At 44.3% G+C, this 22,177-nt stretch carries 16 protein-coding genes; 8 read left to right on the top strand and 8 right to left on the bottom strand.

Going from position 1 to position 22,177, the window contains the following annotated elements:
• Complete coding sequence (locus FGL37_RS09980) at nt 1-1,539, bottom strand: MGH1-like glycoside hydrolase domain-containing protein (RefSeq protein ID WP_232048673.1); 1,539 nt, start codon at nt 1,537-1,539, stop codon at nt 1-3.
• Between the two features lie 105 nt (nt 1,540-1,644).
• Nucleotides 1,645-4,359, bottom strand: coding sequence for an alpha-d-galacturonidase (locus FGL37_RS09975; RefSeq protein ID WP_138096769.1), 2,715 nt, complete (start codon nt 4,357-4,359; stop codon nt 1,645-1,647).
• 163 nt (nt 4,360-4,522) lie between these two features.
• On the opposite strand from FGL37_RS09975, the gene FGL37_RS09970 reads away from it, so the two are divergent.
• Nucleotides 4,523-5,143, top strand: a complete 621-nt coding sequence (locus FGL37_RS09970; RefSeq protein WP_028071945.1) for a 3'-5' exonuclease — start codon at nt 4,523-4,525, stop codon at nt 5,141-5,143.
• Between the two features lie 47 nt (nt 5,144-5,190).
• Nucleotides 5,191-7,101 carry a DUF294 nucleotidyltransferase-like domain-containing protein gene (locus tag FGL37_RS09965; RefSeq protein ID WP_028071944.1) on the top strand — a complete coding sequence of 637 codons (1,911 nt, stop codon included), beginning with the start codon at nt 5,191-5,193 and terminating at the stop codon, nt 7,099-7,101.
• Between the two features lie 84 nt (nt 7,102-7,185).
• Here FGL37_RS09965 and FGL37_RS09960 read toward each other — a convergent pair whose 3' ends face one another.
• The 6 genes from FGL37_RS09960 to FGL37_RS09935 form a co-directional block, all read right to left on the bottom strand.
• Nucleotides 7,186-8,202, bottom strand: coding sequence for a zinc-binding alcohol dehydrogenase family protein (locus tag FGL37_RS09960; protein ID WP_028071943.1), 1,017 nt, complete (start codon nt 8,200-8,202; stop codon nt 7,186-7,188).
• A gap of 12 nt (nt 8,203-8,214) precedes the next feature.
• Nucleotides 8,215-9,363 (bottom strand): aldose epimerase family protein, encoded by a 1,149-nt coding sequence (locus FGL37_RS09955; RefSeq protein WP_028071942.1) that lies wholly within the window; start codon nt 9,361-9,363, stop codon nt 8,215-8,217.
• 35 nt (nt 9,364-9,398) lie between these two features.
• Nucleotides 9,399-11,099 (bottom strand): sodium:solute symporter family transporter, encoded by a 1,701-nt coding sequence (locus FGL37_RS09950; protein WP_028071941.1) that lies wholly within the window; start codon nt 11,097-11,099, stop codon nt 9,399-9,401.
• A gap of 73 nt (nt 11,100-11,172) precedes the next feature.
• A complete protein-coding gene (gene araA, locus FGL37_RS09945; protein WP_028071940.1) occupies nt 11,173-12,675 on the bottom strand; it encodes an L-arabinose isomerase in 1,503 nt (500 codons plus the stop codon).
• A 42-nt stretch (nt 12,676-12,717) separates the two neighbouring features.
• Nucleotides 12,718-13,410, bottom strand: a complete 693-nt coding sequence (locus tag FGL37_RS09940; protein WP_317132236.1) for an L-ribulose-5-phosphate 4-epimerase — start codon at nt 13,408-13,410, stop codon at nt 12,718-12,720.
• A gap of 19 nt (nt 13,411-13,429) precedes the next feature.
• Entirely contained in the window at nt 13,430-15,118 is a 1,689-nt protein-coding gene (locus tag FGL37_RS09935) for a ribulokinase (protein WP_028071938.1), read from the bottom strand.
• Nucleotides 15,119-15,445: 327 nt separating this feature from the next.
• On the opposite strand from FGL37_RS09935, the gene FGL37_RS09930 reads away from it, so the two are divergent.
• The 6 genes from FGL37_RS09930 (at nt 15,446) to ilvD (ending at nt 22,135) form a co-directional block, all read left to right on the top strand.
• Nucleotides 15,446-16,150 (top strand): NUDIX hydrolase, encoded by a 705-nt coding sequence (locus tag FGL37_RS09930; protein WP_028071937.1) that lies wholly within the window; start codon nt 15,446-15,448, stop codon nt 16,148-16,150.
• A 149-nt stretch (nt 16,151-16,299) separates the two neighbouring features.
• Nucleotides 16,300-16,950, top strand: coding sequence for a hypothetical protein (locus FGL37_RS09925; protein WP_028071936.1), 651 nt, complete (start codon nt 16,300-16,302; stop codon nt 16,948-16,950).
• Between the two features lie 352 nt (nt 16,951-17,302).
• Entirely contained in the window at nt 17,303-18,805 is a 1,503-nt protein-coding gene (gene atpD, locus FGL37_RS09920; protein ID WP_028071935.1) for a F0F1 ATP synthase subunit beta, read from the top strand.
• Nucleotides 18,806-18,913: 108 nt separating this feature from the next.
• Nucleotides 18,914-19,162, top strand: a complete 249-nt coding sequence (gene atpC / locus FGL37_RS09915) for an ATP synthase F1 subunit epsilon (RefSeq protein WP_028071934.1) — start codon at nt 18,914-18,916, stop codon at nt 19,160-19,162.
• Between the two features lie 398 nt (nt 19,163-19,560).
• Complete coding sequence (locus tag FGL37_RS09910) at nt 19,561-20,451, top strand: branched-chain amino acid transaminase (protein ID WP_028071933.1); 891 nt, start codon at nt 19,561-19,563, stop codon at nt 20,449-20,451.
• On the top strand, nt 20,435-22,135 hold the full coding sequence (gene ilvD / locus FGL37_RS09905) for a dihydroxy-acid dehydratase (RefSeq protein ID WP_028071932.1): 1,701 nt from the start codon (nt 20,435-20,437) through the stop codon (nt 22,133-22,135). The genes FGL37_RS09910 and ilvD overlap by 17 nt, the downstream gene beginning before the upstream one ends.
• The last annotated feature ends 42 nt before the right edge of the window (nt 22,136-22,177 follow it).

Raw genomic sequence — 22,177 nt, 5'->3', positions numbered from 1 at the left:
TTAATTTAGGTTGACTGTACAATTCTTCAAATTTTTCTGCTGATAAGTTCTCTTTCCATCCACGTAAATGGTAAATCCTTTACCTTTCTGGTATATTTCACCCGTCGTATCCCAATAAATCGCGATGTTCTTGCCGTGATAGCTTAATTCGGTAAGCGCAAAATAATCCCATTGATTCTCGGGAATGAGCGGCCTTATCTCCAGCCTGTTGGCAAGTTGAGGTTTTACGCCGATCAAATCCTGTATAATGATATCGGCAAAAGTAGAGTGATTGTAAAATTTGCTCCTCGGATTATCGCCTTTCAGCCATTCACCCGTTTTTTCATCCTGATACTCGCCGATATAGGGCTTTCCATTCATAACATGAGATTTGGCATACTTATAAATCTGTTCATATAAATCCGCCACATTTATGGTTTTATTATGCTTGTAATCACTCAGATAGTTGGCCATTCCGCGGATAGTCTGTGAACTTGTGAAGGGCCATATTGCACCATCCCATTCGCAGCTGTGTCCTGTCCCCCTGGTTCTAAACGTGGGCTCACGACGTTCCGCGGTAGTTGTGCCCCAAGGAGCGTTAAAACCAGCTGTATCAGGCAACTGCAACCAGGCCTGTCCATATATTGCTTTGTCAGGCGGTAGATGGAAATACCAAGGGATATAGCCAATTGCCTCACGGGTAGGATGCAAGTATCCTTTTTCCAGTCTAGTTTTAAAAAACTGATCCTCTTCATCCCACAACGAATCCAATACCAGCTTGCGCAGCGATCGTGCATAATCCGTGTATTTTTTTTCCAGGTCCTTGTTTGCGGCTAACTTGGCAATTGTTGCGATCGCCACGGCATTTCCATACATATAACTATTAATGGATGGGCGCATATTATGCACCCGACGCCCGCCGGAAACAGATTCCTCCATACCGTCCTGCACATCATATTGCCAGAAAAGACCATTTTTACCTTTTCTTTCTTTTTCCCATTTCTCGAAATCCTTGTCCAGATCCAATAGACGATCTTTCAGATATTGATCATCTGGACTGACCTTATGGTAAGCCAATAAAGCATCAGGCAGCCAGGAACTGAACTGATGGAACCGGGGCTTCGACTGTCCCTTATCCGCATGATAAAGCCAAAAATCAATATATTCTTTTAAAAATGAATTGTTCTTTAACCACCGCCCCTCGTAAAGGTGATGACCGAGTGCACAACTGATCGAATTGTATTTTCCGGCATGTTTTACCGGTTCTATAAACTCGGTTACTAAAGTCCCTTCCGGGCTGGTTTTTATATGTTTGCGATATGACCACCATCTGAAATAATAAGTCTGTTCTATTTCTTTATCCGGACAATCCAACAGTGGGATATTGGTCAGCATCCAGTCATAAGCATCCTTATTAGCGATCTTGTTAATCACAGCTTCATTGTCGTCGGCATTAAATTGCCGAACATAACGATGAAGTTTTTCCGGTAGCCTTTCCTGTGCGTGTGCAAGAGAGGTCAAGCCCAGCAATAAGGCAAACAGTGCTGTATTAATTTTCATTTTCTTCGTTATCATCAAAATTGACTGTAAAGTTTGTTGCGATCCAGGTAAAATACCCACTTTGTTTCACTTACTTGTCCTGCACTATCCTGAGAACAGACTTCTTTACAGTTTTATGCCGTTAAAATAGCCAAACAGATCGTCCAAATCATCGCCCTGATTATCAACATCCGCATTATATGGGTTCGGCAGCTCCCGCTCGTCCACAATCCCCAATAGCAGCGCTTCTCCTTTAGGAATTTTTAGTTCGTGATCCCCCGGCGGGAATGAATAGCTGTGAATATCGACAATGGGCATGTATTGGATACGGACGGCATTGCGAACCTTCGCTTCGGCCTGTCCAAAATCATTGGCACTCGCATCGATTTCAAGCACGGGTTTAGGTGCAAAGACTTTATCGGCACTATTAAAATAGCCCACCAATATTTTAACTGGTTTTTCATTCTTGAACCTTAGCTGTGTACCGTTCAGCTTTTGTTTTTCCGAATCGACCTGTATAGCCTGAAGGCCTTCAAGCTCATTGGCCAAATGGGTTACAACCAGTTCCTGGTCAGCATAAAGCTTTGCTCCCTTTTTTAGGGGGACAAGCTGCTGTCCGTCCAGCAGTGTAATTTTCTGTGATTTTAGTACCAGTTTGACAGGCCTTTTGCTTCCCCTATCCCTCGCAAGGGAGTCTATAGCATGTTTAAAGTTATTCAATTCAGTTTCAAACACCGGAAGCATCTCCTTCCAATGAATGAAAGTGGCATCTGCCCCCCGCATGGGGATTTTACGTTGTTTTGTCTGCATACTGTTAGCATAGAGGTAGGCTGTATTCGTCATTTCCGTTAGTTGACGATAGGCCACTACACTAGCTTCCAGATCGGGCAGGGCCTTCCGAAGGACAGTGACATCCGGTGTGTATTTATATTGCAGAAGCTGCACAGCGGCTTTTACCTTATGGCTATAATGAGCAGCCAACAATTGATGGATTCGGATGTCGTTGAGCCAACGGTCAAATTCAGCTGCATGCTTTGTAGGCCTTCCTAAGGCATGGATAAGCGCCACAGCTCTATCGCCGTGCTGCACAATTTCCTGCGCCACCTGAATTGGCGTCTCTCCACTATGGGGGAGGCCTTTATGATGTTTCTCCGCATAGTCAATAATCATTTCCCCTGCCGGAGCCTCGGATTCATAAAGCAAAGTAAACAACCCATAGCGATATGGATTGATCAACTGTGTCATTAGCATCCCTAATGAAGAGGTTTGGCGGTTACCGTCTGTAATGCCAAACCGTCGTAGGATTTTAGGGGATATTTCACCGATTTCTTCTATAGCCAGCAGTAGTTTATGGGCATCGTCTTTGCTGATCCCATAATGTTCAGCAAGTTCAGCGGTCCAATAGGATTTCTCTTTCTTCAGATCGCGTTGCTCATTCCAGGCATATCGCGCCCAGGCACGGTACCACATCCAATCGCGTTCCAGCTGCAGCAGTCGTTTGTCAACTTTATCCGCCGCATAAGGCCAATCCCAGTAGGAGGCTTGCGGGTAAATGTGGATGCCATTGGAGTGATGGGCTTCATGCATTGCAACGACTGATTTCTGAATGAAGTCAGGCGAGCCATAACGAAAAGGCTCCAGATTGGCCAATATATGTACGTTTTGGATGTGCACCGTCCCTATCGCACTTAACGAGCGGTGCAATTCGGCCCATTTGCCCCTAGGTGTATACGTGGTCAAAGCTTCTCCATTATATTTTGCCATGGTATACAGATTCTTATAAATCGGTAACGCGGCATTCATTACGGCAGGAGCATCAGTATCGTGCGCGCGTAAGATGATCGGCGGCTCAGTAACTGTGCCGGCCATCTGTAAACCCTCTTTCACACCGGGGATAATAGTCTTTGTAAACCAGTTGATATCGTCCTGTCCAACTCCCTCCATCGCCTCCCCTAGCGTAATCAATAAACCTACATTTGGGTATTTTGCCACAAAAGCAGCAATACTCTTTCTTGTATAATCCGAAATCAATGGCGTGATCACCCGATTGCGCTCCTGCGTTTTTAAGCCATGATGATCGGCGAAAGGCTTAGGCAGAATAATGTTGTAAAACATCTGAATGATCCAAATGCCTCTTTTATTCGCTTCCTCGGTCAGAAACGTGTATATATCTTCATTTTTTTTAAATGTTGCGTCATCCACTTCCAGCGCATAGGGGTAATCCTTCAGTTTTACCAAAGATGAAAAAGGATGGCCATTCCATAGGTATAACGCATTGTACTTATTTTCTGCCATCATATCCAGATAATTTATCCACAGCTGCTTATCGTAAAACCACGGAAAAGATTCAGGTGTGTACGGATATTCATAAATGTCATGCCCCGGCAGGTAGGTTGTTTTCTGAAGGCCAATGCTTGTGCCCCGCATCACCATTTTGGGTCCTTCTGCAATAAAAAAGGCGGATTTTTTATGCCATGAGGTATTGGAAAGCAACTCCATACTGCCGTATAATACCCCCGACTCGTCTGCCCCTATGAGTTTCACAGCCTTTTTTCCAGCTTCTCGATAAAAGACAAAATGTTCTTTCGCCCTCAATTTATCCTTTATCGAGTCTGGTAGCGACTGCTGCTGCCCAACGGTACTGACCTCAATCCGGAGGCCCACATCAATGACGGATCGCGGTAATTTCCTTTGCAGCAGCCCTATTGCATATTCAAACCGCTCCCGGTTTGCAAGTCCGTCTGTGCTATATAAAATCTGCGGTGTACGGGGCTTCGCGGCCAGCTCGAAAAGTATGGCACACAGGCCAAACAAGACATACAATAATCTCTTGAACATCATGGATCGGTTTATAATCTTATTAAATGTCAATTTTACATATAATATTCCGCACATCGAAAAACGTATCTCGTTTTTTACAAAGAAAATGCTTGTAAAAAACAATTTTGATCCCTCATTAGCTAGATTATTTTATTACTTTTAGGGTAGATCAATCCGCGATTCCTTGAAAAAATATCTCTTATTCTTAGATACTGAGACTTCGGGGCTACCGAAGAAATGGAACAGAAAATATACAGATAGCGACAACTGGCCGCATGTCCTACAAGTGGCCTGGATCGTCTTTGATGAGGAAATGAAAGAAATCAAACGCAGCAGCAAATATATCTATGAACCGTTCATCCCCGTCAGTCCGGCAGCTGAACAAATTCATGGATTGACCGCGGCCTTTCTCATGCGACATGGCGAAAAGAAAAAAGAGGTATTACGCAAACTGAGCCACGATATCAAAAAATTCAAACCGGAGATCATCGGCCATTTCCTTTCGTTCGATCTGCAGGTATTATGTGCTGAGTATTTCCGTTGCCAGCTGCCAATCCCTTTTCAGGGACATGATTTCTTTTGCACCTTACTACACAGCAAAAAATACGTTCGAAACCCGCATATGGTACATCTGCCTCTTCCGTACTTGTATGAAGCACTTTTCTCTGAAACACCTCAGGATATACACAACGCCGAAAAAGATGCCGAAATAACAGCCAGCTGTTTTTTTGAAATGAGACGTCGGGGCGAACTGTCCGATGAGGATATCGTAAATCAGCAGCCAGCGTTCAATGATATCATGTAATATGACAACACGTCGCGCTCTTCAGCGATAAAACAAAAAAGAACGAGATGAAAAAAGAAGTTATCTTATCCCTACTACGCGCTACGCAGCCCTTTCAGGTACTGCCCGAGACGGTTTTACAGAGCCTTGTCGATATGTTTCATGAACATCGGTTTTCCAAAGACACGCTCGTATACAGACAACATATTACCGATATGGATGGTGTAGACCTTATTGAAGAAGGGGAATATGAAACCTTCTTTCTGGATAGCTCGGATAACAAAAGGTTGATCGAAATCCATCACCGCCCCTATTGCTTTGGCGGAATATCCGTGTTGTTGAACCGCACGAAAGCGCTCAAGTCTGTCATCGCCAAGAAAGGCACCGTCATCTATCGATTACCACGCCAAAATTTTATCGAATTGTGTAATGCTAACGATGAATTCTTTCAGTTTTTCACCAATTCTTTTGGAAAAAGAATGCTAGATGAAGAATTTTCTCACTTTGTCAAATCTCCAGCTTCTTTTGAGGAAAGTTATTTCGCAGCCGATCAGCTCTATTCACGTAAAATCGAACATATTGTTTACAAAGATATTGTGTCTTGTAGTGCTGATACACCTATTTACCTGGCAGCCCGATCAATGGCAGTGGAAAAGGTGAGCTGCATATTTATCCGTGACGAACATTCGATCATTGGCTATGCCACCGATATGACATTACGGGATCGCGTTATTGCTGAGCAGGTAGATACTTCCCGGCCCATTATTGAAGTGATGGACAACCCCATTGTCAGCATTTCAAATCAGGCTTATCTTTATGAAGCTGTGTTAAAGATGTTCCGGACCAAATCCAAATACTTACTCGTTGAGAAAGAGGGAAGCTATGTAGGCTTTTTAAGCAGAAACAGACTGTTGAGCGAACAAGGGCAGTCTCCGTTGGTATTTATTCAATCCGTAAAATTAGCCGAAACGTTGGCCGAGCTGCAGGACAAATGGAATAACGTACCTGAAATTATTCACCAGCTGCTGGGCAGAGGCGTACATGCTGAAATAGCCAATCAGGTCATCACGACAGTAGCCGACACCATTGCTTTAAAAGTGATCGAAAAAGTAATCAAAGAAATGGGTGAACCGCCAGCTAAATTTGTCTTTATGGTCACAGGCAGCGAAGGCCGTAAAGAACAAACGTTAATGACGGATCAGGACAACGCCATTATTTACGAAGACAAGGCTAACGAACAGCGTGAACGTGTACGCGACTATTTTCTGCGTTTTGCCAGTCTGGTATCCGATCATTTAAATACCATTGGGTTTAGTTATTGCACTGGCGGGTATATGGCCAGCAATCCCGAATGGACGCATTCACTTTCACACTGGAAAAACAATTACAAAACATGGATTGAGGAAAGCATTCCTGAAAATGCAATTAAATTTTCGACCTTTTTTGACTGCAGGCGCCTGTATGGCGACCAGGATATTATTGATCAGCTCAAGGATTTTCTGACTATTGAACTGCAAAAACCAAACGATCGCTTTTTTGCTTTCATCGCCAAAAATGCGCTACAATACGAACCGCCGCTGACATTCTTTAAAACCATCAAAACGCAAACTGTAGGGACCACCGAGGTGTTCAATATTAAAAAGGCAATGACGCCCATTGTTGACCTGGTCCGTGTTTATGCCCTCAAATACCGGATCTACGAAGAGAATACGGGTGGACGTTTAAAGGCCTTGCTGGATATGGGGATATTTACTCAGGAACAATACGACGAGCTGCATCAATCATATTATTATATGATGTCATTACGGCTAAAAAACCAAGCCAATCAGATCCGGATCTCCAAACGGGCTCCCGACAATTACATCCCAATTGATAGTCTTACCAAGATTGAAAAAGCAACATTAAAGGAGATCTTCAAAACAATAAATAATTTTCAGACCGGTATCCGGCTCAAATTTACGAATAACATCTTTGGCTAACGGTTACAAGCGCAATAGCAAGTAAAAAGGCGGCTACCAAAATGGAACCGCCTCCTATAGACTGTTGCTATTGCATGTACAAGATCAGAACTGTACCAGGATCCGGAATACATCACCGGGATTATTGCTCCAGCGCTCGAGGGCGGATTGGGCCTCCTCCGGCGTAATCACGGCAGTGATCAGCTCATCTATCGGACAGTTACCGGTCTTTAAATAAGCCATGACTGCCTTAAAGTCGGATGCCGTCGCATTCCTTGAACCTCTGATATCCAACTCTTTCTTTACAAAAAACTGCGTTTCGAAAGGGATCTTTTCTTTGGCATAGCCGATATAAACCACTCTTCCGGTAAAAGCCGCTGCCGCGATGGATGCTGTATAAGTTTCAGGGCGCCCTACTGCTTCAATGACCACATCCGCGCCACGGCCACCTGTAATGGCCGCGATGCGTCCTTCCAGGTCCTCCTTACTCGAATTAATAGTATAGGCCGCGCCTAGCTGCCGGGCCAATGCCAGCTTTTCGTCTCCCACATCAACGGCGATGACAGAGGCTCCCCTCCTCGCCGCCCGAATAATCGCTCCGACACCAATCATACCGCAGCCAAACACCAGAACACAATCACTATCCGTCACTGCCCCGCGATCCACAGCATGGAAACCCACGCTCATCGGCTCTACCAACGCAAAATCACGGACTGAAATCGCCGCGTCCACAATTACTTTTTCCCAGGGCACTACAATATAAGACGCCATCGCTCCATGGCGCTGCACCCCTAGAGTCTGGTTAAACTCACAGGCATATGCGCGGCCATTTTCACAAGCAGCACACTGTCCACAGCTTGTGTAGGGATTTACCGTCGCAGGCATACCTGCAGTAAAATTTGAAGGCACTCCCAGACCTACATCGTCTATAACGGCTCCGATTTCGTGACCAGGAATGACAGGCATTAATGCCAGCGGATTAAGGCCTTTAAACGTATTCAGATCGGAGCCGCAAAACCCGACATACTGTACACGTAGCCGTATTTGCCCAGCCCCCAACGGGGGCATGGGCAAATCGATAAGCTCGATACGTCCCGGCGCCACAATTTGGATTGCTTTCATCTGTTTCCTTTCTTATCTAACTGTAAAGCGATATTCTGTTTTGGAACGATAGGTATCTCCGGGTTTTAGCACTGTAGAGGCAAAGTTGGGGTGATTGGGCGCGTCCGGGAAATGTTGGGTTTCCAGACAAAATGCCGAGCGGAAAGGGTATGCTTGTCCATCCTTTCCTTTCGGATCCGAGTCCTTCATGAAATTGCCACTATAAAACTGTAGGCCCGGTTCGGTCGTATACACCTGCATTTCAATTCCCGTCTTTGGCGCATATACCGCTGCTACTTTCTGAAAACCGTCTTTTTTATCTAGCTCAAAATTATGGTCATAACCTTTGCCGATCTTTAACTGTGCATTTTCATCTTCGATTCGCGCTCCTATCGTTGTTGCTTTGGTGAAATCAAACGCTGTACCTTTCACAGGCAGGCTTTTTCCCGTTGGAATCAACGTCGCATCAACTTCTGTAATCGCTTTGGCATCAATCTGAAGCTCATGATCCAGAATAGACGGGTCTCCTGCCCCATTGAGATTAAAATAAGCATGGTTGGTGAGATTTAGCACCGTCTCTTTATCTGTCGTTGCACTGTAATCGATAGTAAGGCCACCATTTTCCTGTAGGCTATAGGTCACTTGCATTTTCACTGTGCCCGGATACCCCGCTTCCTGATCAGGAGAAGTATAAGCTAAGGTGACTGACGTCGGTGTACTTTCGACCACGTCCCACACCTTGTTATATACCCCATTAGTACCCCCATGCAACGATTGTTCACCATCGTTTTTTTCAAGCGAATAGGTGACCCCGTTCAATTTAAAGGAAGCATTTCCAATACGATTACCATAGCGTCCTACGATAGCGCCGTAAAAATTGTTGAAATTGTCCTTATACGCTTTAGCTGAATCATATCCCAGGATCACATCCTTGCTGTTTCCCTCTTTATCCGGAACATTCAGGCTGACCAGCCGGGCTCCATAGTTTGTCAATGTCACTGACAGCTTCCCATTTTTGATCTGCAACAATTTGACCTCTTTGCCATCAATCTCCGTAGCAAATGCTGTAGTAGAAGCTGTGTCTACCGTCGTTTCAGATTGTTTATTTTGCGATGATGGAGACTGACATCCGTAAGCCAGCACAGCGCAGACAAACAAAGCAGCAATAATTTTCTTATTCATATGGTTTGATTTATTATTTCAATTGTATTGTAAGACTACCAGAAACGCACATATATCGCTGTCACCAACAATAAGGTAACGACGATCAGCGCCAATACCGACGGCTCTACCTTAAACATAGACTTGTCAAGTACAAAAGCTTTTGGATTCACCTTCGGTCCCAACAAGCTGACTCCGACCATGGCAACCATCGTAAATACAAAAGCTAATCCCATACAGATCTGAAAAGGAATTTCATAAACTCCGGCTTTATTGGGAAAAGCAGTGTATAACCAAGTTTCAGGGCCTAGAATCTTCACTGCAAATTCATTAAAAAATACGGATAATGCAAATCCGGTAATTAAGCCGGTAATCGCCGCGGCTCCCGTAGTTCGTTTCCAGAACATCCCCAATAGAAACATTGCAAACACCCCCGGACTAATAAATCCAGTATACTTCTGTATAAAAGTAAAGCCTCCAGCCCCACCGATTCCTAAACTGTCATTCCAGGTAAACAATACCGCAAGCACGATCGAAACCACAATCGTAATCTTCCCTACCCAGACCATTTTAGCTTCACTGGCTTCTTTGTTAAGGTATTTTTTAAAAATATCCAATGTAAAAATGGTTGCAATACTATTAGCCTTTCCAGCCAGACCTGCCACTATCGCTGCCGTTAGCGCCGCCAATGCCAGGCCTTTCATTCCATTCGGCAAATAACCTAATATCGCAGAGTATGCGTTATCGGCATGAAAAACACCCCCCGGTGCCATTTCCTGCTGTAGTGCACCATTTTTGTAAAGGACATATGCTGCGATGCCCGGTAACATCACGATGATGGGCATAAACAACTTCAGAAAGCCGGCAAATAAGATACCTATCCGAGCAGTCTTTAAATCGGCGCCCAGGGCACGCTGGGTAATGTACTGATTACAGCCCCAGTAGTTGAGGTTCACGATCCATATACCTGCCAGGTACATCCCTATCCCGGGCAACATCAGGTATTTATTGATATCTTCCTGGCTCGCTCCCGGTCCCGGCTTTTCAACAAAAAGATTAAAGTGGCTCGGCGAGTCTTCCATGAGCTTATTGAATCCAGCCAGAACGTCCTTCCCTAGTCCAAAATGCTCACTGACCAGCGTTAGCGCAACGTATGTGGTCGCTACACCACCGACAATCAGCACGATGACCTGAATAACATCCGTAAAACCGATCACGCGCATTCCACCTAACGTGATGATCACGGCAAATACGGCCAGGGCTACTGTAATAGTGTGAAAGCTATCACCACCACCGGCCATGCTGGAGATGGCAATTGCACCTAAATACAGGATTGATGTAAGGTTGACAAAAACATATAAAAACAGCCAGAATATAGCCATGATCAGGCTCGTGGTTTCGTTGTACCGGTTATTTAAAAACTGTGGCATCGTGAAAATCTTATTTTTCAGATAAACCGGAATAAACCATACGGCCACAATGATCAAGGCGACAGCAGCAATCAACTCATAGGCAGCAACCGCAATACCGACTTCAAAACCATTACCGCTCATGCCAATAAACTGTTCAGCCGATATATTGGATGCAATCAGCGAAGATCCGATAGCCCACCAGGTTAAAGATCCTTCCGCCAAAAAATAATCCTTGCTACTGCTCAGGCTATTCGTTTTTTTGCGATAGATCCAATAGCCGTAGCCCGCCACAACAAAGAAGTAGATCACAAAGATAATGTAATCCACAGATGCAAATTTTTCCATAATTTTCCCAGATTGGTTATTTATCACAATCTATCTATGCGAACAATGCTGCTCGCATAGATAGATTAGCCTACTATTTATTCAATAAATAATAGAGTTCGTTCCATTTCAGTTGATCCTCAAGTTTGGCTACGGTCGTGTTCTCATCGATCAACACATATTCCAGTCCTGCGATGCGTGCAAAATCTTCCAGATATTCCGGCGTTAAATTCAAGCTATAGGCTGTATGGTGTGCCCCGCCAGCCACAATCCAGGCACTGCATCCGGTCTTCATGTCCGGCAACGGCTTCCACAGGACACGCGCAACAGGAAGTTTGGGCAAATCTTCTTTTACCTCGACACCCTGCACTTTATTAACAATCAATCGGAAGCGAGTGCCCATATCGACCAACGATGCATTCAGGGCATCACCACTCTGTCCATTAAAAACCAGACGGGCAGGATCTGCTTTGCCTCCGATACCCAAGGGGTGCACTTCTATACGTGGCCTTCCAGCGGCCAATGCCGGATCGACTTCCAGCATATGGGATCCCAACACCATGGAATTCTGCGGATCAAAATGGTAGGTATAATCTTCCATAAATGCGGTTGTTCCCGGCAGACCAGCGCCCATCACCTTACAAGCGCGCACCAAGGCCGGTGTTTTCCAGTCGCCCTCGCCTGCAAAACCATAACCTTCCGCCATCAGGCGCTGTACAGCCAATCCAGGCAGCTGCACCATTCCATGGAGGTCTTCGAATGTGTCGGTGAAGCCTTTGAAATTTCCCTGACGCAAAAACTTACGCAGACCAATTTCTATCTTTGCAGCTTCAATGAGGTTACTGCGAAACTCGCCGCCAGCTTTGACATTATCCGCCAGCTCATAATTAGCTTCATATTCATCCAGCAGGGTCTGAATTTCTTGATCCGTACTGGCATTGATAATCTGTACCAGGTCGCCAATGGCATAGGTATTTACCGAAAATCCAAACTGTGATTCCGCCTCCACTTTATCACCATCCGTAACAGCTACATAACGCATATTATCCCCAAATCTCGCAAATTTAGCTCCTTGCCAGTCGTGCCAGCCTGCCGCCGCACGCGCCCAGACCTGAATCCGTTGCAGCACCTCTTCATCCCGCCAGTGGCCGGTGACAACCTTACGCCCGATCTTGAGTCTGCTGACGATATGTCCAAACTCCCGATCACCGTGAGCACTTTGATTAAGGTTCATAAAGTCCATATCAATGCTACTCCAGGGGATGTCCTGATTATATTGGGTATGCAAGTGCAACAATGGTTTCTGTAACGCTTTCAAGCCTCTGATCCACATTTTTGCAGGCGAAAAGGTATGCATCCAGGTAATGACTCCGATACAGTTTTTCTCTTCATTGGCAGCAGTTAATGTAGCATATATTTCGTCCGTATTCTTTACAATGGGTTTGTACTTGACAGACACCGGAATGGCAGCATGCTTATGCAGATATTCGGCGATTTCCGCTGCGTGTACAGCGACCTGGCGTAAGGTTTCTTCACCATATAAGTCCTGGCTTCCAACAACAAACCAGACCTCTAGTTCTTTTAAATTGATATACATTTTTAAATTTTAGATTAGCTATAAATTTCTCAATACAGTTGACTATTGTCCATAATAAGCATTTTTACCGTGCTTTCTTTCATAATGTTTTTTGACCAGTGCAGGTTTAAGCCGCGGAGCACTCGGGCTGATCTGCTCAGTCAGCAACGCCATTTTGGCAACCTGCTCCAATACGGCGCTATTGTAGACAGACTTCATCCCGTCTTTGCCCCAGGCAAAAGGAGCATGATTTCCCACGAGAATCATTTCCACTTCCCGATAGTCCAATTGCTGTTCAGCAAAGTGATTAATAATCTGAAAACCCGTCTCGTATTCGTAATTGCCAGCGATCATGTCATCGCTCATTGGAGCAGCACAGGGAATATCCACCGTCAGATGATCCGCATGTGTTGTACCAAAAATGGGAATATCGCGCTGGCTTTGCGCCCAGGCCGTGGCGTACGTTGAATGCGTATGGGTAATACCGCCAATTTCTTCCCAATGTTTATACAAGACTGCATGGGTCTTGGTATCCGATGAGGGCCGGAGGTCTCCTTCGATGACATTGCCATCAAAGTCAACAACGACCATCTGTTCGGGAGATAGCTTCTCATAGGGCACACCACTTGGTTTAATCGCAAAAACCTGTTTACTACGGTCCGCGACGCTCACATTTCCGAAGGTGAAAAGCACCAACCCAAGCTTGGGCAACTCCATGTTGCAGTGGTAAGCTTCTTCTTTGATCGAATTATACATAGTCAGAATTTTTCTTAGATTAAATAGTATCGGCCACGGCAGTTTTACTCTCCACAAAACCACCTAATGCTTTATAACGCTCATAACGTGCAGCATAGATAGGCACCCATTGCGCTTCAGGAACATAAGTACGTTCGAAGCCCTGGCCCATGGCTTGCATGGCATCCTCCACCCTATTGTACAATCCTGCAGCGGTGGCTGCGAACATAGCCGCACCGATTGCACATGTCTGCTCGCTTTTATGAATCTTAATCGGCATATTCATCACATTTGCCATCATCTGCATGATGAAAGGTGATTTCTTAGCGACTCCCCCCAGCCCGATCAGTCCCCTGACCGGGATTCCCTGGTCCACAAAACGGTCCACAATGGCCTTTGCTCCAAAACAGGTGGCTTCGACAATCGCCCTAAATATACGGGGAGCGTCAGTGCCCAGATGCAATCCGGTAATCGCCCCCTTCAACGACTGATCCGCATCGGGCGTCCGCCGGCCATTAAACCAGTCCATCGCCAGCTCCGAAGATTGGTTTACCGAAAGCCCGGCCGCCTTTTCGCTCAGCCGGATCAGCAACTGCTCCTCGAGCCCCTGAATCATCTGATCCCGTTGCTCCTCAGGAATCCCATTCATTTCTGGGATCAGCTCTTTTGCTGGCCACAAGAGTACCTGCTTAAACCAAGCATAAGCGTCACCAAAAGCCGATTGTCCCGCTTCCATCCCGATCATTCCGGGGATAATAGAACCATCCACCTGGCCACATATGCCTTTCACCAGAATGTCCTGCACATCTTCTTTTGGAGCCACCAACATATCGCAGGTTGAAGTACCCATCACCTTGCTGAGATAATAAGGTTCAATCTGTCCACCTACAGCACCCATGTGACAGTCGAAAGCACCGATGCCTACCACCACGGAAGTAGAGAGTCCCAAACGTAAGGCCCATTCTGAACAAAGGTTGCCGGCGGACTGATCCGCCGTGTAAGTTTCCGAAAACAAGCGATCTACAAGACCGTCCAGCACGGGATCAATTCCTGAAAAGAATGCATTCGGAGGCAAACCGCCAAACTCAGCTGCCCAAAGAGACTTGTGTCCTGCCGAACAGACTCCTCTTTTGATTGCTGCAGCATCGGTACCGCCAGTCAGTAGAAAGGGGATGTAATCGCAGTGTTCAACCCAGCTAAAGGTCGCCTGACGCACCTGCTTATCCACCCTAAAAATATGAAGCAATTTGGCCCAGAACCATTCCGAGGAGTAAATCCCCCCCACATACTTCAAGTAATCCACATCGCTATTTTCATTATATAGATTAATTTCACGCGCTTCCTCAACGGCAGTATGGTCTTTCCATAAGACGAACATCGCATTCGGATTGTCCTTAAACTCGTCCAATAAAGCCAATGGAACACCTTGCTCATTCACAGCGACAGGTGTTGATCCGGTCGTGTCAATAGAAATCGCTTTTACGGCTTGTCCAATAGCAGGCACGCCGGATTTCTGCAGGCAATCCTTTATCGTTGCTTCCAAGCCTTCGATGTAATCAAGCGGATGCTGTCTAAACTGACTAGTGGTCGCATCACAGAACAGGCCTTTTTTCCAACGTGGATAATAAAATACGGAAGACGAAATTTCCGCCCCATTACCTGCATCGACCAATACAGAACGGACAGAATCGCTGCCGTAATCCACCCCGATGACATAAGATTTATTCATTTTAGCTGAATTTGGTTTATAACAATAATCTAACTGGTGCATAGCACCTTATTCACGAATCCCCTACATTAAATAAGGACTTAATAAATAATTAGTGTCAAATAAACATTTATTTTTTTAAATATGAAAGAAAATTTTCATTTTTAAAAAATTGAACTAACTTCATCCTGTCAAATGATGGAGAGCTCAAGTCGTATCCAGACATCGTTCTAAACGTTTTTTTGCTTTATACTGACCAATATTACATTTATTCAAGCGGCTTACTTTTTGAGTTTTACAACGACGGATGGATTGAGATCAAAAAAATTAGATAAATAACAATAAACAATGGAATATTACAAGAAAGATTCAGGTATCCTACTCGCGATTGACTGTATCATATTTGGTTTTAATGGAGAGTCGCTGGAAATTTTATTGATTAAGCGGGATTTCGAACCCGAAAGGAATAAATGGAGTTTAATGGGCGGCTTTGTTCAGCCGAACGAAAGTCCCGAGGAGGCGGCCAGCCGTATATTGAAACAATTGACCGGGTTAGAAAATGTATATATGGAGCAATGCAGTGTTTTTGGTGACCCAAAAAGAGAACCAAACCATCGTGTAGTCAGCATATGCTATTTTGCTCTGATTGATACCCAACAGTACAAACATATTTTGAGCGACGATTACGAAGCGAAATGGTTTCCTTTGCAAAAATATCCAGCACTTATTTTTGACCATGATCAAATGATCAGCGCCGCACAACATCGGCTCCGCATGAAAGCTGCCCTATACCCGATTTTATTTGAACTTTTGCCTGAAAAGTTTACCATTCCGCAAATTGCCGCGCTATACGAAGGGGTTTACAATATCGAGCTCGACAAGCGCAACTTTAGCCGTAAATTACTTTCATCTGGCCTACTGATCAAACTGAAAGAAAAGGACAAGGAAAACTCGAAGAAAGGGGCGTATTATTTTAAATTGGACACAGCCGTATATAAGGAAAAAATCATGTCTTTTTTACGTTATCTTCCCAGCTGGTCCATGGATCGATAAACGTATTTTTAAATAAAAATAAAAACCGAAAAGAATATATTTCACTTCGAATTTTCATTTTTTCAATAATTCCTTATATTTATCACAAGCATATGCTAGCTTTGTAGCTGGTTTGAACTGATTAAACTTATTTTTACAAAATAGACAATATGAGCAAATTGAAATTCGCATTTATATTCTTAATGGCTTTAATTATTTCATCGTACTCGTCATTACAGGCCCAAACACCTGCTGCGACGCCAGTGACAGGAGCCGCACAGCCGAATAATGCCTATAAGTACAGCCCAGATGGACTAAGAAAAGGAAGCTTGGCCAACCAATTTGATCACTTGAACTATATCTCTAAAAACAATTATGACTTTAAAATGGTCCGTAAGACCAACCTCGATATTATCCGAAAGAATGTTATTGACACGGTAAGTAAATTGCATAAAGAGATCAACAGCTTAAAGTCAACATCGAGTAATTATACAGCAAACACAAAAAATCTTCAGGATTCTATCCAAACATTAAAGGACCAGCTGGCACAGGAAAAAGAAAAAACCGACAGCTTCTCCTTCATGGGAATCAATACTTCCAAAGGTTTATATAGCACTGTGGTCTGGACCATAATAGCGGTGTTGGCTATTGCTACCTTTATCTTTTTATTCTCCTATAGAAAAGCGAAGGTGGATACCGTAGAATTTCAGAAAACTGCCGAACAGTCTCAGGAGGAGTTCGCAGCGTTCCGTAAAAAAGCCATGGAAAAAGAGCAGTTACTCAAACGGCAGTTGCAAGATGAATTAAATAAAAAAATATAGCAGTAAACTAAGTATAGAATATAAAGACATAAATCGACCTGAAGCAGAGGCCAGATGGGCTGCCTTCAGGTCGATTGCATTTTTGGGATTGTCCAGGGTTCCAACATCTGCAAACAGACAGCATACATCTGGGGCTTCAAAAAAATATAGCCGGTACCCGGCGCAAAACGTCGCACAGACAAAACGTGCAGAAATACAACAGATAACATTTTGACCTACATTAATAAAAATGTAATTTAATTGCAAATTGTATTTGTTTTTAAAAACGAATAACCTTATTTTTGCTGACCAAAAAAGAGGCCGTTTGCGTCTCCTATATAAAATTGATTAATAAATATTTAGTCCCTATAATATGCCCAAGATTGGTAAAATAGCGCAGATTATCGGCCCAGTTGTTGACGTCAACTTCGCCGACAGTGAAAATCTACCTAAAATTTACGATGCATTGTACATTCAAAAAGAAAATGGACAACGTATCGTATTGGAAGTTCAACAACACTTAGGTCAGGACCGTGTACGTACAATTGCCATGGACGCAACTGAAGGTTTGGTTCGCGGAATGGAAGTTGTCGATACGGGTGCTCCTATCAAAATGCCTGTTGGTGAAGAAATCAAAGGTCGTGTATTCAACGTAGTTGGTGATGCCATTGATGGGATCCAAAATTTGAATAAAGAGAATGGTCGTCCTATCCACAACGTTCCTCCTAAATTCGAAGACTTATCAACTGAATCCGAAGTACTTTTTACTGGGATCAAAGTTATTGACCTCTTAGAACCATATGCTAAAGGTGGTAAAATTGGTTTATTCGGTGGTGCCGGTGTAGGTAAAACGGTATTAATCCAGGAGCTGATCAACAATATTGCAAAAGGTCACGGTGGTCTTTCTGTATTTGCCGGTGTGGGCGAGCGTACACGTGAGGGTAATGATTTGTTGCGTGAGATGTTGGAGTCGGGCATCATCAAATATGGTGAACATTTTATGGAAGGCATGGAAAAAGGCGAATGGCCTTTGGAAACTGTTGACCATGAATTGATGAAAGACTCTAAATGTACTTTCGTTTTTGGACAGATGAATGAGCCTCCTGGTGCACGTGCACGTGTTGCATTATCAGGTCTGACAGTGGCAGAGTACTTCCGTGATGGCGAAGGCGAAGGCCAGGGTCGTGACGTGCTCTTCTTTATCGATAACATTTTCCGTTTTACACAAGCAGGTTCTGAAGTATCCGCGCTATTGGGCCGTATGCCTTCGGCAGTAGGTTACCAACCAACCTTGGCCACAGAAATGGGTTTAATGCAAGAGCGCATCACCTCCACTAAAAATGGATCTATCACATCAGTACAAGCAGTATATGTACCTGCCGATGACTTAACTGACCCTGCTCCAGCAACAACTTTTGCTCACTTGGACGCAACGACAGTATTGTCCCGGAAAATTGCTGAGTTAGGTATCTATCCAGCAGTGGATCCTTTGGATTCTACATCCCGCATCCTTTCTCCTGCTGTTTTAGGCGCAGAACATTACAATACTGCACAACGCGTTAAAGAAATTCTTCAACGCTACAAAGAATTGCAGGATATCATCGCCATCTTAGGTATGGATGAGTTATCAGAAGAAGACAAATTAACCGTACACCGCGCTCGTCGTGTGCAACGTTTCTTATCGCAACCTTTCCACGTAGCTGAACAATTCACTGGTTTAAAGGGTGTATTGGTAGACATCAAAGATACCATCAAAGGCTTCAATATGATCATTGATGGTGAAGTTGATGAATATCCTGAAGCTGCCTTCAACTTGGTAGGTAGTATCGAGGATGCTATCGAAAAAGGTAAAAAATTATTAGCGGAAGCGGTTTAATTTAGATATAGACATTAGATATGAGATAATAGACTTTCGATTATCTCATATCTATTTGAAAACCTAAAGTTCTCAAATCTCATATCTCAAATCTTATATCTAAGCATAATGAAATTAACAATTATCACTCCAGACAAATTAGTATACGAAGGCGAAGTAACATCCGTTACCGTACCTGGCTCTGCAGGCTCTTTTCAGATCCTGAAGGACCACGCTGCCATTGTGTCTACTTTGGAAGATGGAAAGGTAATTATTCAACAAGGTAAAGGTGGACAAGAAGTGTTCATTAAGGGTGGTGTTGTGGAAGCAAAAGACAATGTCATTACCGTGCTTGCTGAAGGAATTATCGGAGATTAAATCAATCGATTTTATACACATTGAAAAGCTTCCGGTAGAAATATCGGAAGCTTTTTTTTTAAAGTTTTTTTGACAATTCCTTCATTTTAGGAAGAATTTTCGCGTTTGTAACAAAAAATAATTTTTTGACAGCGTAGACCAATTTTAAATACGGTATACGACTAACAAAATTTAAATCTATATTTATACAATAAATCAATTTTAAAACACATAAAATTTAATTAACATAAAATTTTATTCTAAATACAAAATTCGCACTTTGCCTATTGCCAATTATTGTAAATCCTGCTACCTTGAGGAAATGAAAATCCGGACTCTATGCGAAAGCTTGGGACTGCATGATTTACCGCCAAAAACCGGAACTAAGGGAAATATTTAACAAGGTAAATTTTAGGGTTATGAAATACTACGACAAGAACACATTGATTTATTTAAATGGAGCTTTCGTGAAAGCTTCCGAAGCTGCATTGGATCCCTTCGCTCAATCGCTTCATTATGGCTATGCCGTATTCGATGGTCTACGTGCGTACAATACCCATAATGGTCCTCGTATCTTTAAAGCCGACCAGCATTTTGACCGGTTGAAAAAATCATGCGAAGCAGTCAACATCCCCTACACATGGAGCAACCGCGAACTCATAGAAAAGTGCTATGAGCTGTTGGCGGTCAACAACCTAAGGGAGGCCTATATCCGTCCCTTGGTGCTGACTGGGTCTAATATGCATCTGACCTCCTCCTCCGAAGCTGATATTATGATTGCCGCTTGGGAATGGGGACCTTATCTTGGTCAGAATCTCCTCCGCGTTTGTGTCACGGACATCAAAAGACCTAATCCGAAGTCTTTTAGAACAGACTCCAAGATTTCAGGCCATTACGTGAACTCCATCCTCGCAACTACGGAAGCGATCAACAAGGGATATGACGAAGCCCTGATGCTCGATCACGAAGGATATGTGGCCCAGGCTTCCAGCGAAAACATTTTTATTGAAAAGGATTTCAAAATCTACACTCCCCCTGTGAAAAACATCTTTCCGGGTATTACCCGGCAGACTGTTAAAAACATCTGCAAAAAGCTGAACTTCGAAGTCATTGAGAAACAGCTCACAGTGGAGGATATATACCGCGCCGACAGCGCCTTCTTATGTGGCACTGCAGCCGAAATTATTGGGATCAAACAAGTGGACGATGTCACCTATACAGAAGCGTGGGAACACAGCATAGGAGCATCCATCCAAAGAAGATATAAAAATTTAGTATTAGAGAACGAAAATTATGAAGTCATCATCTAACGGCGAAAATGCAATGAATAAATACAGCCGTACATTTACACAAGACGAAACGCAACCTGCTGCTAAAGCGATGCTTTACGGAATCGGTCTTACAGATGCCGATATGAACAAGGCGCAGGTGGGTATTGCCAGCATGGGATATGATGGTAATACGTGTAATATGCACTTAAATGATTTGGCCCAAATCGTCAAAAAAGGCGTCTGGGACAATGACTTGGTAGGCTTGACCTTCGGTACGATCGGTGTCAGCGATGGCATGAGCAATGGTACGGATGGCATGCGTTATTCATTGGTTAGCCGTGACGTGATTGCCGACAGTATCGAAACGATCTGTGGTGGTCAATACTATGACGGGCTGATCTCTATACCCGGCTGTGATAAAAATATGCCCGGTGCGATTATGGCCATGGCTCGCTTGGACCGTCCCTCGCTGATGGTATACGGTGGCACTATCGCTCCCGGTCATTATAAAGGCCAGGAACTGAATATTGTGTCTGCTTTTGAAGCCTTGGGTCAACGCATTTGTGGTAACCTCTCGGATGAAGATTATGAGGGGATCATCAAACACACTTGCCCCGGTGCAGGCGCCTGTGGCGGGATGTATACCGCCAATACAATGGCCTCTGCAATCGAAGCTCTAGGCATGAGCTTACCATACTCCTCCTCAAATCCTGCGATATCCGAAGCGAAGAAGAAGGAATGCCTGGAAGCAGGAAAATATATCCGTATCCTGTTGGAAAAAGATATTAAGCCATCTGATATCATGACTCGCAAAGCATTTGAGAATGCCTTGCGCACCATTGTGATCTTAGGCGGCAGTACAAATGCTGTTCTCCATTTCATTGCCATCGGTAAAGCGGTAGGCGTTGACATCACACAAGATGATTTTCAGCGGATGAGCGATGAGACACCGGTTCTAGCAGACTTTAAGCCTTCAGGCAAATATCTGATGCAGGACTTACAGCAGTATGGTGGCACACCGGCTGTTATGAAATATCTTCTGGACGAAGGTCTGCTTCATGGAGACTGTCTCACCGTAACCGGTAAAACCATCGCGGAGAACTTAGCTGACGTGAAGTCCATTATGGAGTATGACCAGCCGATTATCCAGCCGTTGAGCAATCCAATTAAGGCCACAGGCCACTTGCAGATCCTTTATGGAAATCTAGCAGAAAAAGGTTCAGTAGCCAAGATCTCAGGCAAAGAAGGTGAAAAGTTCACTGGACCTGCCCGGGTATTTGACGGGGAGCACGATCTGGTTGCCGGTATCGAATCTGGCCGGATCAAGCCTGGAGATGTCGTCGTGATCAAAAATGAAGGTCCAGTGGGGGCCCCCGGCATGCCGGAAATGCTTAAACCCACCTCATTGATCATTGGTGCCGGCCTAGGCAAATCTGTTGCCTTGATTACAGATGGCCGCTTCTCCGGTGGAACACACGGCTTTGTTGTCGGTCATATCACTCCTGAGTCGTATAAAGGTGGGTTAATCGGCATGGTAAAAGACGACGATATCATCGAGATCGACGCCGTCAACAATACTATTAATGTACAACTTTCCGACGAGGAAATCGCACAGCGCCGCGCAGCCTGGGTACAGCCGCCGCTGAAAGTGAGCAAAGGTGTATTGTACAAATATGCCAAAACCGTGGCTGATGCCTCAGAAGGCTGTGTAACGGATTTGTAGAAGTTAAAAGTCAAAATTAAAAAGTTAAAAGTGGGAGACACT

The sequence above is a fragment of the Sphingobacterium thalpophilum genome (assembly GCF_901482695.1).
Taxonomy (GTDB): domain Bacteria; phylum Bacteroidota; class Bacteroidia; order Sphingobacteriales; family Sphingobacteriaceae; genus Sphingobacterium; species Sphingobacterium thalpophilum.
The sequence above is the reverse complement of the archived record's forward strand: the minus strand, read 5'-3'. Positions and strand labels throughout refer to the sequence as shown.

What these genes read in the sequence shown, in the direction of transcription:
- FGL37_RS09980 (WP_232048673.1), bottom strand. Translation starts at nt 1,539, where the DNA reads ATGAAAATTAATACAGCACTGTTTGCCTTATTGCTGGGCTTGACCTCT.
- FGL37_RS09975 (WP_138096769.1), bottom strand. Translation starts at nt 4,359, where the DNA reads ATGATGTTCAAGAGATTATTGTATGTCTTGTTTGGCCTGTGTGCCATA.
- FGL37_RS09965 (WP_028071944.1), top strand. Translation starts at nt 5,191, where the DNA reads ATGAAAAAAGAAGTTATCTTATCCCTACTACGCGCTACGCAGCCCTTT.
- FGL37_RS09960 (WP_028071943.1), bottom strand. Translation starts at nt 8,202, where the DNA reads ATGAAAGCAATCCAAATTGTGGCGCCGGGACGTATCGAGCTTATCGAT.
- FGL37_RS09955 (WP_028071942.1), bottom strand. Translation starts at nt 9,363, where the DNA reads ATGAATAAGAAAATTATTGCTGCTTTGTTTGTCTGCGCTGTGCTGGCT.
- FGL37_RS09950 (WP_028071941.1), bottom strand. Translation starts at nt 11,099, where the DNA reads ATGGAAAAATTTGCATCTGTGGATTACATTATCTTTGTGATCTACTTC.
- araA (WP_028071940.1), bottom strand. Translation starts at nt 12,675, where the DNA reads ATGTATATCAATTTAAAAGAACTAGAGGTCTGGTTTGTTGTTGGAAGC.
- FGL37_RS09940 (WP_317132236.1), bottom strand. Translation starts at nt 13,410, where the DNA reads ATGTATAATTCGATCAAAGAAGAAGCTTACCACTGCAACATGGAGTTG.
- FGL37_RS09935 (WP_028071938.1), bottom strand. Translation starts at nt 15,118, where the DNA reads ATGAATAAATCTTATGTCATCGGGGTGGATTACGGCAGCGATTCTGTC.
- FGL37_RS09930 (WP_028071937.1), top strand. Translation starts at nt 15,446, where the DNA reads ATGGAATATTACAAGAAAGATTCAGGTATCCTACTCGCGATTGACTGT.
- FGL37_RS09925 (WP_028071936.1), top strand. Translation starts at nt 16,300, where the DNA reads ATGAGCAAATTGAAATTCGCATTTATATTCTTAATGGCTTTAATTATT.
- atpD (WP_028071935.1), top strand. Translation starts at nt 17,303, where the DNA reads ATGCCCAAGATTGGTAAAATAGCGCAGATTATCGGCCCAGTTGTTGAC.
- atpC (WP_028071934.1), top strand. Translation starts at nt 18,914, where the DNA reads ATGAAATTAACAATTATCACTCCAGACAAATTAGTATACGAAGGCGAA.
- FGL37_RS09910 (WP_028071933.1), top strand. Translation starts at nt 19,561, where the DNA reads ATGAAATACTACGACAAGAACACATTGATTTATTTAAATGGAGCTTTC.
- ilvD (WP_028071932.1), top strand. Translation starts at nt 20,435, where the DNA reads ATGAAGTCATCATCTAACGGCGAAAATGCAATGAATAAATACAGCCGT.